This window comes from Bradyrhizobium sp. USDA 4503 (assembly GCF_054055815.1).
Window position 1 is genome coordinate 3,131,404 of the sequence record NZ_JBSRXS010000001.1, and the last position, 13,584, is coordinate 3,144,987.

The 13,584-nt window shown below is 62.7% G+C and carries 13 protein-coding genes; 1 reads left to right on the forward strand and 12 read right to left on the reverse strand.

Annotation, left to right across the window (positions count from 1 at the left end):
- Position 1: 1 nt before the first annotated feature.
- Genes ACVMIH_RS15300 through ACVMIH_RS15315 form a run of 4 tightly spaced genes read right to left on the reverse strand, consistent with a single transcriptional unit; the run spans position 2 to position 3,714 of the window.
- Positions 2 to 1,066 (reverse strand): ABC transporter ATP-binding protein, encoded by a 1,065-nt coding sequence (locus tag ACVMIH_RS15300; protein ID WP_456862397.1) that lies wholly within the window; start codon positions 1,064 to 1,066, stop codon positions 2 to 4.
- Positions 1,063 to 1,848, reverse strand: a complete 786-nt coding sequence (locus ACVMIH_RS15305; RefSeq protein ID WP_456862399.1) for an ABC transporter permease — start codon at positions 1,846 to 1,848, stop codon at positions 1,063 to 1,065. Before ACVMIH_RS15305 ends, ACVMIH_RS15300 begins: the two co-directional genes overlap by 4 nt.
- Positions 1,849 to 1,852: 4 nt before the next feature.
- On the reverse strand, positions 1,853 to 2,668 hold the full coding sequence (locus tag ACVMIH_RS15310) for an ABC transporter permease (RefSeq protein ID WP_456862401.1): 816 nt from the start codon (positions 2,666 to 2,668) through the stop codon (positions 1,853 to 1,855).
- 38 nt (positions 2,669 to 2,706) lie between these two features.
- Complete coding sequence (locus tag ACVMIH_RS15315) at positions 2,707 to 3,714, reverse strand: ABC transporter substrate-binding protein (RefSeq protein ID WP_456862403.1); 1,008 nt, start codon at positions 3,712 to 3,714, stop codon at positions 2,707 to 2,709.
- Positions 3,715 to 3,908: 194 nt separating this feature from the next.
- Between ACVMIH_RS15315 and ACVMIH_RS15320 the strand changes: the two genes are divergently transcribed.
- Complete coding sequence (locus tag ACVMIH_RS15320) at positions 3,909 to 5,060, forward strand: zinc-dependent alcohol dehydrogenase (RefSeq protein ID WP_456862405.1); 1,152 nt, start codon at positions 3,909 to 3,911, stop codon at positions 5,058 to 5,060.
- Positions 5,061 to 5,096: 36 nt separating this feature from the next.
- On the opposite strand, the gene ACVMIH_RS15325 is transcribed toward ACVMIH_RS15320, so the two are convergent.
- From ACVMIH_RS15325 to ACVMIH_RS15360, 8 genes are all read right to left on the reverse strand, one after another.
- Positions 5,097 to 5,801 (reverse strand): ABC transporter ATP-binding protein, encoded by a 705-nt coding sequence (locus tag ACVMIH_RS15325; protein WP_310880003.1) that lies wholly within the window; start codon positions 5,799 to 5,801, stop codon positions 5,097 to 5,099.
- Positions 5,802 to 5,804: 3 nt separating this feature from the next.
- A complete protein-coding gene (locus tag ACVMIH_RS15330; protein WP_456862407.1) occupies positions 5,805 to 6,575 on the reverse strand; it encodes an ABC transporter ATP-binding protein in 771 nt (256 codons plus the stop codon).
- Positions 6,572 to 7,558: a branched-chain amino acid ABC transporter permease gene (locus ACVMIH_RS15335; protein WP_310880002.1), complete on the reverse strand. Its 987-nt coding sequence runs from the start codon at positions 7,556 to 7,558 to the stop codon at positions 6,572 to 6,574. The genes ACVMIH_RS15330 and ACVMIH_RS15335 overlap by 4 nt, the downstream gene beginning before the upstream one ends.
- Before the next feature lie 9 nt (positions 7,559 to 7,567).
- Entirely contained in the window at positions 7,568 to 8,452 is an 885-nt protein-coding gene (locus tag ACVMIH_RS15340) for a branched-chain amino acid ABC transporter permease (RefSeq protein ID WP_038377831.1), read from the reverse strand.
- 53 nt (positions 8,453 to 8,505) lie between these two features.
- Complete coding sequence (locus ACVMIH_RS15345) at positions 8,506 to 9,759, reverse strand: ABC transporter substrate-binding protein (protein WP_456862409.1); 1,254 nt, start codon at positions 9,757 to 9,759, stop codon at positions 8,506 to 8,508.
- A gap of 67 nt (positions 9,760 to 9,826) precedes the next feature.
- Positions 9,827 to 12,217: a xanthine dehydrogenase family protein molybdopterin-binding subunit gene (locus ACVMIH_RS15350; RefSeq protein ID WP_456862410.1), complete on the reverse strand. Its 2,391-nt coding sequence runs from the start codon at positions 12,215 to 12,217 to the stop codon at positions 9,827 to 9,829.
- Entirely contained in the window at positions 12,214 to 12,699 is a 486-nt protein-coding gene (locus ACVMIH_RS15355; RefSeq protein ID WP_229188835.1) for a (2Fe-2S)-binding protein, read from the reverse strand. Before ACVMIH_RS15355 ends, ACVMIH_RS15350 begins: the two co-directional genes overlap by 4 nt.
- A complete protein-coding gene (locus ACVMIH_RS15360; RefSeq protein WP_456862411.1) occupies positions 12,696 to 13,577 on the reverse strand; it encodes an FAD binding domain-containing protein in 882 nt (293 codons plus the stop codon). The genes ACVMIH_RS15355 and ACVMIH_RS15360 overlap by 4 nt, the downstream gene beginning before the upstream one ends.
- Positions 13,578 to 13,584: the final 7 nt, after the last annotated feature.

The following is a 13,584-nucleotide window of genomic DNA, read 5'->3' on the forward strand; positions in this document are numbered from 1 at the left end:
ATCAATCTCGTGGTTCGGAGGGAAGCAGACGGACAGCGTCGGGCGCAATCGAAAGCCCGACACGATCGCCGATCCTGGCTTGAATCGTGTTGGGAGCGTCGACATTGAGCGGCTTGCTCGATGCATCACTCACGACGAGCCGCTGCCGGTCGCCGATGAAGCTGACGGAATCGACGAGTCCCGAGAGTATCCCCTCGCCCGCCTCCGTCACGCGAATGGTTTCGGGGCGGATCATGACGGTCGCGTTCGCGGTCGTCGCGCCACCCTCGATCGGCAGTCGCCCGCCGGGCAGGATCAACACGCCGTTCTCGATCGGAGCCTCGACAATGTTCGCCGCTCCGATGAACTCCGCCACGAACCGGTCCTTCGGCGCGAAGTAGACCTCGCGCGGCGTGCCGATCTGGGCGATTGCGCCTTTCCGCATCACGACAATCCGGTCGCCCAATTCCATGGCTTCGGCCTGATCGTGGGTGACATAGATCGTCGTGATCCCAAGCGCGCGCAACAGCCGGTTGAGCTCGCCGCGCAGCCGGTCCCGCAGCGCGGCGTCGAGCGCGGTCAAGGGCTCGTCGAGCAGCAAGATGCCGGGCCGGATCGCGACGGCGCGCGCCAATGCGACGCGCTGACGCTGGCCGCCCGAAAGCTGGTCGATGCGGCGATTCTCCAATCCCGTGATGTTCGTCAGAGCGACCAGCTCGGCGACGCGCGCGGCACGCTCGCCCCTGGCAACACCGCGGATCTTCAGCCCGTAGGCGATATTGTCCGCCACCGTCATGTTGGGGAACAGGGCGTAGGACTGGAACACCATCCCGACATTGCGCCGCTCGATCGGGACCGAGGTCATGTCCTTGCCGTCGAACAGGACCTTGCCGCCGACATCCGGCAGCTCGAGCCCTGCGATGATGCGCAGCATCGTGGTCTTGCCGCAGCCGGACGGCCCAAGCAGCACCAGCGTCTCGCCACGCGCAATGTCGAGGGTTGCGGGATCGAGCGCGCGCGTGCCGTCGGCAAAGGTCTTACCGCACGCCTCGATCCGCACCGCTGCGCCATGCCCGGCCGTGCTCATCGCTTGTGATCCCTGTCGGCCAGCAGCTGCATCGCGACCAGCAGCGGAATGATCATCACGAAGAAGATCAACGTATAGGCCGACGCCACCTCGAGCCGCATCGAGGCGTAGCTGTCGGCGAGCCCGATCGGCAGTGTCTTCGTCAACGGCGTATGCAGCATCCAGGTCAGGTTGAATTCGCCGAGCGACAGCGTGACCACCATCAACGCGCCGGCGAGAATTCCCGGCAGTGCGTTCGGCACGATGACGTCGCGGAAGCGTCGCCATGGCGACGCCCCCAGCGAAGCCGCCCCCTCATCCAGCGTCTTGATGTCCACGGTCGCGAACACCGCCATCACCGACCGCACCATGAACGGTATGGTGAAGATCACGTGTCCGACCAGGATGAACAGCCAGGAACGGCGAAAGTCGCCCAAGCTGCCATAGGCGAGCAGCAATGCAAGCGCAATCGCAAGCCCGGGGATCGCCAAAGGCAATGTGATGATCTCCTCGACGATGCGCGCAAGCCGGCCTCCCCGCGCATGCAGCGCGTAGGCTGCGGGAACACCGGCAAGCAGCGTGACGGCAAGGGTCGCGAATGCGATCACGAAGGAGAGCAGGATGGTGCCGGCATAGAGCTCCCAGACCTGCGCGACCCATTGCAGGGTCACGCCGGATTGGATGCCTCGGAAATAATTCACGGTGACGCCGGCGGAGATCGACAGCCCCGCGGGGACCACCAGGAAGGCGGCAACGAGCAGCGTGAAGATGAACTGGCCGGTGAAGATCAAGCGATCGCGCATGCGTTCACCCGGCCGCCGCGACCGCGCCGCCGCTGAACGAGCGGGCGAGCGCGAGGATGAGCCAGGTGATCAGGCCAAGTCCCACCGACAGGGCGGCCGAGGTCGCGAAATTGGCGGCCAGCGTGAACTCGGTATAGATCAGCATCGGCAGCACATCGATATTCGTCGCCAGCGTAAACGCAGTCCCGAAGGCCCCCATAGCGGTCGCAAATGCGATCGCGCCGGACGCAACGAAGGCCGGCGCGAGCGCGGGCAGCACGACGTCACGCTGGACCGCCCAGGGGCTGGCGCCGAGCGAACGCGCGGCTTCCTCCAGACCGACATCGAGCTTTTGCACGGCCGCCATGATGGTCAGGATCACGCGCGGGATCGAGAAGTAGAGATAGCCGAGGAACAGCCCGTAGATCGAATAGGCGAAGACGAACTTCTCGCCGAAGATCCGGTTCGACAGGTCGCCGATCAGGCCCTGCCGCCCGGCCAGCAGAATGATCATGAAGCCGATCACCACGCCGGGAAACGCCAGCGGAAAGGTCAGCATCGCGATCAGCACGGCTCGCCCGGGAAAGCGGTGCCGCTGCAGAAACATTCCGGCTATCGTCGCCACGATCAGCGTGACGACCGTCGTTGCCGCCGCCAGGAGCACGGTATTGATCAGCGTCGCGCGATAACGAACTTCGGTCAGGATGGCGAGATATCCGGCGAGCCCGTGCGGTCCTTCGGCACCCGCAACCACCAGCCGAGCCATCGGCAGCAGGAAGAATGCCGTGGTCACGACCGCGAGCGGCAGCAGGCAGAGCCAAACGAAGGATTTTTGCGACATCGGAAGAATGGTGCCCCGGCGAAGGGCACCATATTGCCTCAGCGAACCTCGGCGAGATAGCGGTCGACGAAGGCTTTTTGCACGTTTTCCATCTCGCCCCAGTCGACGCTCTTGGCGCGGGCGTAGTCGCTGTCGGGGAGGAATTTCCCCTTCACGGAAGCCGGCAGCTCGATCGGACGGGCCGGACGCAGATAGGCATTGGTCCAGATCGCCTGCCCCTTGTCGGACAAGAGATAGTCCATCACCTTCTTGGCCTTCTCCTTGTCGGGCGCGTTCTTCACGAGACCAACGACATAGGGAAACACCACCGATCCCTCGCAGGGAATCACAAACTCGAAGTTGCCCTTCTCCGAATATTTCGCACGATAGGCATTGAAGTCGTAGTCGAACAGGATCGGCATCTCGCCGGAGACGACGCGGGCATACGACGTCTGCTTGGGTACGATAGGATCGTTCTTGCGCAGCTCCTTGAAGAAGCTGATCGCCGGATCGAAGTTGCCTGGCGAGCCGCCGAGCGCCAGATTGACGGCGACCGCGCCGACATAGCCGACCGCCGCCGACGATGGATCGAGATAGCCGACCACCCCCTTGTAGTCGGGCTTCAGGAGATCCTTCCAGCAGGCCGGCACCGGCTTGCCGCCAAGCGCATCCTTGTTCACGAACAGGCCGAGCGTGCCGGAGTGGATCGTGGTCCAGTAGCCATCCGCGTCCTTGAGGCCGGCCGGGACCTGATCCCAATGCGCCGGCTTGTAAGGCTCGAGCGCGTCCTGCGCTTTGGCCTTCATGCCGAAAGTCACGCCGAAATAGCCGATATCGCCGACCGGATTGCTCTTCTCGGCCAGGATCTGGGCCAGTGCCTGACCGGAATTCTTGTTGTCGTGCGGGATATCGTAGTTGAGATCCGCCTTGATCGCCTTCAGCATCGACGCCCAATCCGCCCATTCCGGCGGGCAATTGTAGCAGATCACGTCGGCCGCCCTGGCGGATTGCCACGGCGCGATCAGCATCAGCGCCAGCAACGCAAGGACAAGGCGGACGGTCTTCATGGGAGGCTCCGGTCTGGGAGAGGATGCAATGAGGATTTCAACATCAACCGGGCGACCAAGTATAGGCCGCGTATGAATGTTTTGCGACGCGCTTGCTGCCGTGCAGCAAATGCAACGGCCCCGATGCCGACCATCGGGCGCTCACGGCAGCCCGTCGTTTCGCGCTAGGCTGCGAGCCAAAAGAGGAAGCGCCCATGTACCAGCCGCCCGGCGTCAGCACATCGCCCGATCTTCCCGTCCCAGACCTGATGACGGCCTGGGTCCTTGGTGCCCCCGATCAGCTCCTGCTTCGCGAAAAGCCGACGCCGATCCCGTCGCGTGCCGAGGTGCTGGTTCGCATCGACGCGGTTGCGATCTGCGCCACCGATCTCGAAATTATCCATGCCGGGTCGCCGGCAAGCATTCAGGGCGGCCTGCCCTTCAACAAGAACTTCACGCCAGCCCACGAATACATGGGCACGGTCGCCGCACTCGGACCGGACGTTGACGAATTCAGGATCGGTGAGCGAGTCAGCGTCGAGATCCATGCCGGCTGCGGTCAATGCAAACGCTGCCGCCAGGGCATGTACACGTCCTGTCTCAACTATGGAAAGCCGGAGAAGGGCCACCGCGCCAATGGTTTTACGACCGACGGCGGATTCGCGGAGTACGCGGTCAACCACATCAATACGCTGGCGCGTGTACCGGATAGCATGAGCGACGCGGAGGCGACGCTCGTGGTGACCGCGGGCACGTCGATGTACGGCTTGACGGAATTGGGAGGATTGGTGGCCGGCGAGAGCGTCGTGGTGATCGGCCCGGGGCCGATCGGACTTCTCGCAGTTGCTGTGGCCAAGGCGCTTGGCGCAAGTCCGGTGATTTTGACCGGCACGCGCAACAAGCGGCTGGCGATCGGCCAGGAACTGGGGGCCGACCGCGTCATCAACATCAACGACGAAGACGCCGTTGAGGTCGTAAAGCAACTAACAGGGGGGATCGGTGCGGACTATGTCGTCGAATGTGCCGGCACCGAAGCGACACTCAACCAGGCCATCCACATGACCAATCGTGGCGGCAAGATTTGTCTGGCCGCCTTCCCGCACGAGGCTGCGACGCTGGACATCGCGCATCTCGTGCGAAACAACATCTATGCTTACGGGATCCGCGGCGAGGGCCGCAGCGCCACTCACCGCGCCATGGAATTGATGGCGGCGAAGCGGTTCGACGCGACGAGGATCCACACGCATACGTTTCCGCTGGAAGACCTGCCGACGGCGCTCAGATATGCACGGGATCGCGTGGATGACGCGATCAAGGTCGTCGTCACCACTCGCAAGGCCGACGCGATCGCGCGCGCTGCGGAGTGAGGTCCGTTCGCGCCGGCGGGAGACCGGACAGCCCGTTCACACCGAACAATATCGTTCCTTGATCTCGTCGTCGGCCAGCAGGGCCTGCGCCGACGCTTGGTGCACCACCGCCCCCTGATCAAGGACGTAGGCACGATCGGCGATGCCAAGCGCGAGCTCGACGTTCTGCTCAACCAGCAGCACCGTCGTTCCCTGCGCCTTCATGTTGCGGAAGAGCTCGAACATCTCGTCGACCAGGACCGGCATGATGCCCTCCGAAGGCTCATCCAGCATGATCAGGTCGGGCTTTGCGATCATCGCCCGCGCGATCGCCAGCATCTGCTGCTCGCCGCCGGACATCGTGACCGCCTCCTGGTCCATGCGCTCGGCCAGCCGCGGGAATATCATCGCGATCTCGTCGATCAGCTCGGCTTCCCGCTTCTTCGCCGGCGACGCCACCAGCCCGAGCCGCAAATTTTCCCGGACCGACAATCCCTGCACAATCCGCCGCTCTTCGGGAACATAGGCAAGTCCCAGCGCGAAGCGCACATGCGCCGGCCGGCTCAGCAGCTCCTTGCCCTTGAAGGTGACCGAGCCGCGCGTTCGTCCCATCAACCCCATGATCGATTTCAGCGTCGTCGTCTTGCCGGCTCCATTGCGGCCGATCAGGCAGACGATCTCGCCTTTGGTCACGTCGAGAGTGATGTCCTGCAGCGCGTGACTTGCACCGTACCACGCATTGAGCTTGCCGATCTGCAACATTCGTCAATGCTCCCGCTGGCCGAGATAGACCCGCTTCACCGCCTCGTTCTGCCGGACCTCCTGCGGCGTTCCTTCGGCGAGGAGTTCTCCGTGATGCAGCACGAGGATGCGATCGCTGATCCCGAGCACCAGCTTCATCTTGTGCTCGACGAGGATGACCGTACGCTCCTTTGCGAGCTTCACGATCAGATCCATCATGGTCCGGGTTTCCTCCGGGCTCATGCCGGCCGTCGGCTCGTCCAGCAACAGCAACCGGGGTTGGCTGGCAAGCGCCATGCCGATTTCCAGCGCCCGCTGCTCGCCATGGGCCAGCGTCTTGGCGGCACGTTCGCGAGATTCCCACAATCCGACCAGGGCAAGCAGCTCGTCCGCCCGCTCGACCAGCTCGGTCAGGCGCGCGCGGGGACGCCAGATATCGTATCTCGACACCAGCGCCTGCAGACCGACGCGGATGTTTTCACGGGTCGTGAGCTGCGGAAACACGCTGGTGATTTGAAAGGACTTTGCGATGCCCATATGCGCAAAGCGGTGCTGCGGCAGGCCGGTGACATCCTTCCCCTCGAATTCAACGCTGCCTTTAGTGGGCGCAAACGCGCCGCACAGCAAATTGAAATAGGTGCTCTTGCCGGCCCCGTTCGGACCAATAATGGAGGTGATCGCTCCTCGGGAAAACTCCGCCGAGAGATCGTTCAGCGCAACAAACTTCCCGAACGTCTTGCCGACGCCCCTGGTGCGCAGAATGATTTCTTTGGTTTGGCCTTCCGCGGCGCTCATCGCCTGCCTCGCGCGATCAGTGTGCCCCAGATGCCGGCGGGGAAGAACAGCACGCAGGCAATGAAAATGGCGCCAACGATCAGTTGCCAGTGAACCGTCCACACCGAGACCACGTTCTCCAGGACCAGGAAGACGGCGGCGCCGATCATTGGTCCGAAGAATGTTCCCATACCGCCCAGCAATGCGATCATCACGACCAGGCCCGACGTCTCGTAGTGCAGGATCTCGATCGGAACGATCGACAGATGCAGCGCCTGCAAGGCTCCCGCGAGACCGCAGAAGCCGCCAGACAAGACGAAGGTCAGCAATCGGGTCTTGGTTACGTCATAGCCTGACGCGCGGGCGCGCATCTCATTCTCCCGCACGGCCTCAATGACGGCGCCAAATGGCGAGGCAAGAATGCGCGACATCACGAAAAAAGCGGCAATCACAAAAGCCGCGATGACATAGTAACGGATCATCGGATTGATGAAGTCGAGCCGCAAGCCGAACAGATCGATGGTGCGGACGTTGATGCCGCGGAGGCCGTTTTCGCCACCGGTCAGGTCAACCGCCTGATAGAACAGGTAGTAGACACATTGCGACAGCGCCATCGTTACCATCGCGAAGTAGATGCCGCGGGTCCTGATCGCGAGCACGCCAATCAACGATGCCATCAACAGGCCGCCGGCGATCCCGGCCGCGATGGCCGCATACCATGGCCAGCCAAAATGCACGATGGCGATGCCACAGAGGTAGGCACCGGTTCCGAACAGCGCCGCGTGACCAAACGACAGCAGACCGAGATAACCAAACACGAGGTTGAAGCCGACGGCGTACAATCCATAGATCAGGATGTTCACCGCGAGGGCCGTGAACGGCATCACCAACGGGAAAATCACGATCACCGCGGCCACGATGCTGGCGCGATGCCGAGTTGCGAATTCGTACCAACTGCCCGTCGTGGCACGAGACTGTTTGACGGATTCGGTGGCTCCGGTCATCCTTGGCTCTCAGCTCATCAATCCGGCGCGGCCGAAGAAGCCTTGGGGACGAACGATCAGGACGATCGCCATCAGGGCAAAGATCGAGACCTTGGCCATCTCGGGCGCAAACAGCGAGGTCATGCTGACCACCACACCGACCAGGAGGCCCGCCAGTACGGCGCCACCGATCGAACCCATACCTCCTACGACCGTCACCACGAAAGCCTCGGCGAGAATCGTGCCGCCCATCTCGGGAATGACGCCTTGAAGCGGCGCAGCCAACAGCCCGGCAAAGCCAGCAATCGCGGTGCCTATCCCGAACACGATCAACCAGACCCTGGAAACGTCGACCCCAAGGACGCGGACGATTTGCGGATCGCGCGCGCCGGCGCGGATAATGAGCCCGAAGCTGGTTTTTTCGAGGAACAGCCAGAGCGCCAACAAGACGACGGCCGTCGCGCCGATCACGAACAAGCGGTAGAGCGGAAAATATCCAACACCGATGTTGACAGCCCCCTGCAGAAGCTCGGGCGTATCGAAGGGATAACCGGTCTTGCCGAACGCAATGCGTACGCATTCGACCATGACGTAGCTCAGCCCGAAGGTCAGCAGCAGCGGATAATCGATGCCGCGACCGTAGAGCGGCCGGATCAGCACGCGCTCGACGGCAAGGCCGAACAGCCCGATCAGAAGCGGTACCGCCAGCAAGCAGAGCCAGAAATTGCCGCCGATCGAGATCAGGTACAGCCCGACATAGGCGCCGACCATGTAGAAGGCGCCATGGGCGAAGTTGACGACGGTTAACATCCCGAAGATCAGCGAGAGGCCGATCGCAAACAGCACGTAGATGGCACCGAGCGCCAGCCCGGCGAATAGTTGCAGTGCAATCAGGTCAAAGCTCAGGCCCGCCATTTGTCCCCCTCAGCACGACGCGCACCGCCCCGCGGTGCGCGTCGGCGCATGGCTCAGCTCTTGTGGCCAAGCGCGTCGCAGGTACGCAGGTTCTTCTCGTTAGGCTCTTCGGTCGATAGAACCTCGAAGACGTCGGACTCGTTCTTCATGTCCTTGGACTTCGACTTGATTACGAGCACCGATTGCACCGACTGGTGATCGCATTTGCGATAGTATTGCGGCCCCTTGTAGTAGTCGTACTTCAGAGCCACCAACGCCGCGACGACCTTGTCGGTCTCCACGCTGCCCGCACCCTTGACCGCCTCGAGCACCGTCCGAACACCGCCATAGCCGAGCGCACCGTAGTCGGTAGGCAACTTGCCGTCATACATCTTGCGGAACGCGTCGTTGAACGCCTTGGTCGAGGCGAACTTGTCCTCGATGCCCCAGAAGAACGAACAGCCCCCGACGACGCCTTCGAATGCCTGGGGGCCCGCCGCAACGCGACTGGCATGCGACAGCAGCGGCGCGATGATCTGGATCGATTTCTTGATGCCGAAGTCGGTTGCCTGCTTCAGTGCGATTTGCTGGTCCCGGCCGAAATTGCTGATGCATAGAATATCGGGCTTCAGCGCCTGGAGACGTGGCAGCAGGGTCGAGAAATCAGTCGTTCCTAACGGATGGCGGATGTCACCGAGATTCTCTATGTTGAACTCCTTGCCGACCTCGAGAAAGCCGCGAACCATCTCGTGACCGTAAGCATAGTCCGCCGTGAGAAACGCCACCTTCTTGCCGAATTTGGTGAAGGCGTAGCGACCGACCGCCCCTGACGTCATGTGCGGGTTTAGCGCTTCGTGGAACGTGTATTTGCTGAAATCTGCCGCCTCGTTGATGGCGTCGGACTGGCTAATCGAATTGAAGATGACGCCGCGCTCCTTGGTGACGTTGTTGATCGCGAGCTGAACCGCCGCGGACAGACTGCCGACGACGAAATTCACCTTTTCCTTCTCGACCAATTCCAGGGTCCGTGTCGCCGCCTCACCGGGATTCAGCTTGTCGTCACGCACGACGAGTTCGGCCTTGCGGCCGTTGAGACCGCCGGCATCATTGAACTGGGCGACAGCAAGCTGACCCGCCCGCACCTGGTCCTGGGCCTCGGCGCCGTATGGACCGGTCAAAGGAACCGGGAAGCCGATCTTGATGGGCGCTTCCTGGGCCTGAAGCAGATTGATGCGAATAGGCGAGACGGCGAGAACGGCGCCGGCGCTTGCCGTCGTCAGCAGACGACGCCGTGATATCGATCCAGCTTTGGTGACCTTCTTCGTCATGACTATTCCTCCCCAAGAACTGTCTGCGTTTTGCTTATCGTATTATCGTTGCCCGGAACGTCTCCGCTCAGATCCGTCCCAAGGCGGTCAGGATAACCTGAGGCGTGAGCGGAATCTCGGTAATTGTTGCGCCAAACGGCCGGAGCGCGTCATTGACCGCGTTGGCAACCGCCGCTGCCGCACCGGCCGTCCCCGCCTCCCCTGCCCCTTTGGCTCCCAGCTCCGATTCCTGCGTCGGAGACACCACGTGGCCGACCTCGATATCGGGCATCTCCCCGGACATCGGGACCAGATAGTCCGCCATATTGGCATTGGTCAGCTGACCGCGTTCGTCGTAGATGCACTTCTCGAACAGCGCCGCGCCGAGCCCCTGCACGACCCCGCCCCGGATCTGCTCCTCGACCAGTTGCGGGTTGATGATGGTGCCGCAGTCTTCGACAACCCAATGCTTCAGCAGCTTAACGAACCCGGTCCCGGTATCGACCTCAAGCCATGAGGCCTGAACGCCATTGGTGAACGCAAAGGGATATTGGCGCGGAACGAAATGCCGGGTCGCCATCAATTCGGGCTGGATGCCGGGCGGCAGGGTGTCGGGCCGAAAATAGACGATCCGCGCCAGCTCGTTCAGTTCGATGCGCGGCGCGCCGTCGTCGGCATTGACGATCGTGTTGTTGACGATATCGAGCCCGTCCGGCGTCGATTGCAGGATGGCCGCGGCGACGTTCAGAATGTTCTCTCGCAGACCCTTGGCTGCCTGCAATGCAGCTTCGCCACCGATGCCGGCACCGCGCGAGGCCCAGGTGCCACCGCCATAGGGCGTGTTGTCGGTGTCGCCCAGGATGACGCGAACGCGTTCCATCGAAACGCCAAGCACGCTGCCGACGATCTGGGCCGTCAGCGATTCCGACCCTTGCCCCTGTTCCGTGATACTGGTCTGGCAGATCACCGACCCTTGCGCGTCGAGCCGAACTGCAACGCCATCCTGCGACGAGATTTTCGCGCCGCCCACACCATAGAAGGCAGCGCTGGGATTGGTCACCTCGATGAAGCTCGCGATTCCGATGCCGCGATGGACGTTTCTGGCGCGCAAGGCCGCTTGCTCAGCGCGCAACGCGTCGTAATCCATCATCTGACGCAGCTTGGTCAACGAGGCGTGATGCGAGAGCTGCTCGAACTTCATGCCCGAGGGTGATGCACACGGATAGGCATCGTCGGCGATCAGATTGCGCCGCCGGATTTCGACGGGGTCCATGCCGATCTTCGCTGCCGCCAGATCGACCAGGCCTTCGGTGACCGAACAGGCGATCGGGTGTCCAACCGCCCGGTACTGGCACATCACGTTCTTGTTCTGGAAGACGACGCGCGCCCGCGCCCGATAGTTCGCCGTGGCATAGGGCCCACCGACCAGATTGACCACCTGATTGGCCTCGATGGCGCTGGTGCGCGGATACATCGAATACGGGCCGATCCCCGTCAGGTCGTCGATCTCGAAGGCCGTAATCGTACCGTCCGGCCTGACGCCGATCCGTCCCCTGCATCGATGATCGCGGGCGTGGATGTCCGTGTTGAAACTCTCGACGCGGTCCGCCACGAACTTGACCGGCCGGCGCAACAGCTTGGACAGCGCGTAGGTCGCCATTTCGTCGGCGTAGATATGGACCTTGATGCCGAACGAGCCGCCGACATCCTTGCAGACCACCCGGACCTGCGCTTCCCTTAACCCAAGATGCAGCGCCGCGATGTTCTGCACCATATGGGGCGCCTGCGTGCCCTGATAGATCGTGAGCCGTGCCTCGGCCGCATTCCAATCGGCAACGACGGCCCGCGGCTCAAGTGTCACGCCGGTGTGGCGCCCGAATACGAAGTCGGCCTCGACCAGTTCGGACCCCGACAATGCAAGATCGACGTCGCCGGCGTCGAGCGTCCGCTCAAAGGCAAGATTGTCGCCGAGCGCGGCATGAATGACGGGAGCTGCCGGGTCAAGCGCAGCTCGCATGTCCGTGACCGCCTCGAGCTCCTCGTAGTCGACTGAAATATGCTCCATGGCATCTTCGGCTGCAGCACGGCTGGTCGCCACAATCGCTGCAACGGCCTCGCCCTGCCAGCACACGCGGTCGACCGCGATCGCGTGCTGCGGCGCGGACTTCAGTCCCTTCAGGTGCGAGAGCACCCCGACCCACGGCTTGATGACCGCTTCAAGTTCACGACCCGTGACGATGGAAACGACACCGGGCATGCGCCTTGCCGCGTCGGCGTCGATCGCTGCGATTTTGGCGTGGGCATGTGGCGACCGTAGAAAAACCACATGCGCCATCCGCGGCAATTCGAGATCACTGACATATTGGCCCCGCCCCTGCAGCAACCTGTCGAGGTTCGGCCGCGGTACGGTCTTGCCGATGTAGGAATTCGGGCGATCAAGCACCGAAAGCGCGTCTGCTGGCGCCCGCGTCACCGTCATACGCCCCGCTCCGCGCGCGTGATGGCTGTCGCCTCAACCGCATCAACAATGGCCTGATAGCCCGTGCAGCGGCAATAGTTGCCGGAAAGATGCTCGCGGATTGCTCGACGATCAGGCACGGAGACGTGCTTCAGCAGGTCCTGCGCCGTGATCAGCATCCCAGGCGTGCAATAGCCACACTGCAATGCATTGCGCTCGCGAAATGCCGCCTGAAGATCGGCTATTTCACCGCTGTCAGACAGCCCCTCGATTGTCTCAACTGACGCGCCCTGCGCCTGGACCGTCAGCATCAGACAGGAGCGAACGATCTCGCCATCGAGTCGGACCGTGCAGGCACCGCAAACGCCGTGCTCGCACCCAACGTGGGTTCCGGTCAGTTTGAGATTCTCCCGGAGGAAATCAGCAAGATTGAGCCGCGGCAAGACGAAGGCGTCGATGGGTTCGCCGTTGACCAGAAGCGAGACCGGCACCGGAGCGTTCACTTGCCGACTCCCGTTTCCAGTTCTGGCCGTGCGAGCAATGCTGCCACGCAGCGCCGGAGCAAGACCGTTGCGAGGTGTCGACGCATGGCCGCGGTCGCCTGCTGGTCCTCCTGTGGATCGAGTTCATCGGCCAATGCGGCCGCCGCCTCTGCGAGCAAGGCTGGAGTTACCGTGGCATCGATCAGTTTGCCGGCGGCCGCTGCGAGCAATGGCCGATCGCCAACAGCAAAGAAGCCGAGCCGAAGAGCTGAGAACCCGCCGGCTGCAACAACAGCACGGGCGGCGAGACCAACGACAGCGTAGTCGCCATGCCGCCGGGCGAATTCCTGAAAGAAAAATGTCGAGCCTTGGCCTGCGACCGGCACCTCGACCGCGACAAGCAACTCGTCCGGCAGCAGCGCCGTTTCATAGATTCCCCTGAAAAACTCCGTCGCAGTAATCCGGCGTTCGCCGGCCGAGCCCCGAACAACGATCGTGGCGTCAAGCGCCACAACACAGGCCGGCAGCTCCGAGGCAGGATCGGCGTGAGCGAGGCTACCGCCGATCGTTCCGCGATTGCGAATTGCGGGATGGGCAACGTGGGCAACGGCATCGCGCAACAGCTGCGCGTGCAGTGCAACCTCCGGCGATCTGAGCAGATCGACGTGCCGGGTCAGCGCGCCAATGACCAGCACGTCTCCCCTCACGGTGATGCCGCGCAACTCGGCGAGGCCGCCGATATCGACCAGAATGTCCGGAGACAGGAGCCGCAGGTTCATCGCCGGCATCAGGCTCTGACCACCCGACAGAACCTTCGCCTTGTCGCCGTGCATGGCGAGCAACTCCAGCGCGTTCACGACGCTGGTCGCGCGGGCGTAGGCGAAAGCCGCGGCTTTCATGTGGGCG

What these genes read in the sequence shown, in the direction of transcription:
- ACVMIH_RS15340 (WP_038377831.1), bottom strand. Translation starts at nt 8,452, where the DNA reads ATGGCGGGCCTGAGCTTTGACCTGATTGCACTGCAACTATTCGCCGGG.
- ACVMIH_RS15310 (WP_456862401.1), bottom strand. Translation starts at nt 2,668, where the DNA reads ATGTCGCAAAAATCCTTCGTTTGGCTCTGCCTGCTGCCGCTCGCGGTC.
- ACVMIH_RS15345 (WP_456862409.1), bottom strand. Translation starts at nt 9,759, where the DNA reads ATGACGAAGAAGGTCACCAAAGCTGGATCGATATCACGGCGTCGTCTG.
- ACVMIH_RS15325 (WP_310880003.1), bottom strand. Translation starts at nt 5,801, where the DNA reads ATGTTGCAGATCGGCAAGCTCAATGCGTGGTACGGTGCAAGTCACGCG.
- ACVMIH_RS15330 (WP_456862407.1), bottom strand. Translation starts at nt 6,575, where the DNA reads ATGAGCGCCGCGGAAGGCCAAACCAAAGAAATCATTCTGCGCACCAGG.
- ACVMIH_RS15305 (WP_456862399.1), bottom strand. Translation starts at nt 1,848, where the DNA reads ATGCGCGATCGCTTGATCTTCACCGGCCAGTTCATCTTCACGCTGCTC.
- ACVMIH_RS15335 (WP_310880002.1), bottom strand. Translation starts at nt 7,558, where the DNA reads ATGACCGGAGCCACCGAATCCGTCAAACAGTCTCGTGCCACGACGGGC.
- ACVMIH_RS15320 (WP_456862405.1), top strand. Translation starts at nt 3,909, where the DNA reads ATGTACCAGCCGCCCGGCGTCAGCACATCGCCCGATCTTCCCGTCCCA.
- ACVMIH_RS15350 (WP_456862410.1), bottom strand. Translation starts at nt 12,217, where the DNA reads ATGACGGTGACGCGGGCGCCAGCAGACGCGCTTTCGGTGCTTGATCGC.
- ACVMIH_RS15360 (WP_456862411.1), bottom strand. Translation starts at nt 13,577, where the DNA reads ATGAAAGCCGCGGCTTTCGCCTACGCCCGCGCGACCAGCGTCGTGAAC.
- ACVMIH_RS15300 (WP_456862397.1), bottom strand. Translation starts at nt 1,066, where the DNA reads ATGAGCACGGCCGGGCATGGCGCAGCGGTGCGGATCGAGGCGTGCGGT.
- ACVMIH_RS15315 (WP_456862403.1), bottom strand. Translation starts at nt 3,714, where the DNA reads ATGAAGACCGTCCGCCTTGTCCTTGCGTTGCTGGCGCTGATGCTGATC.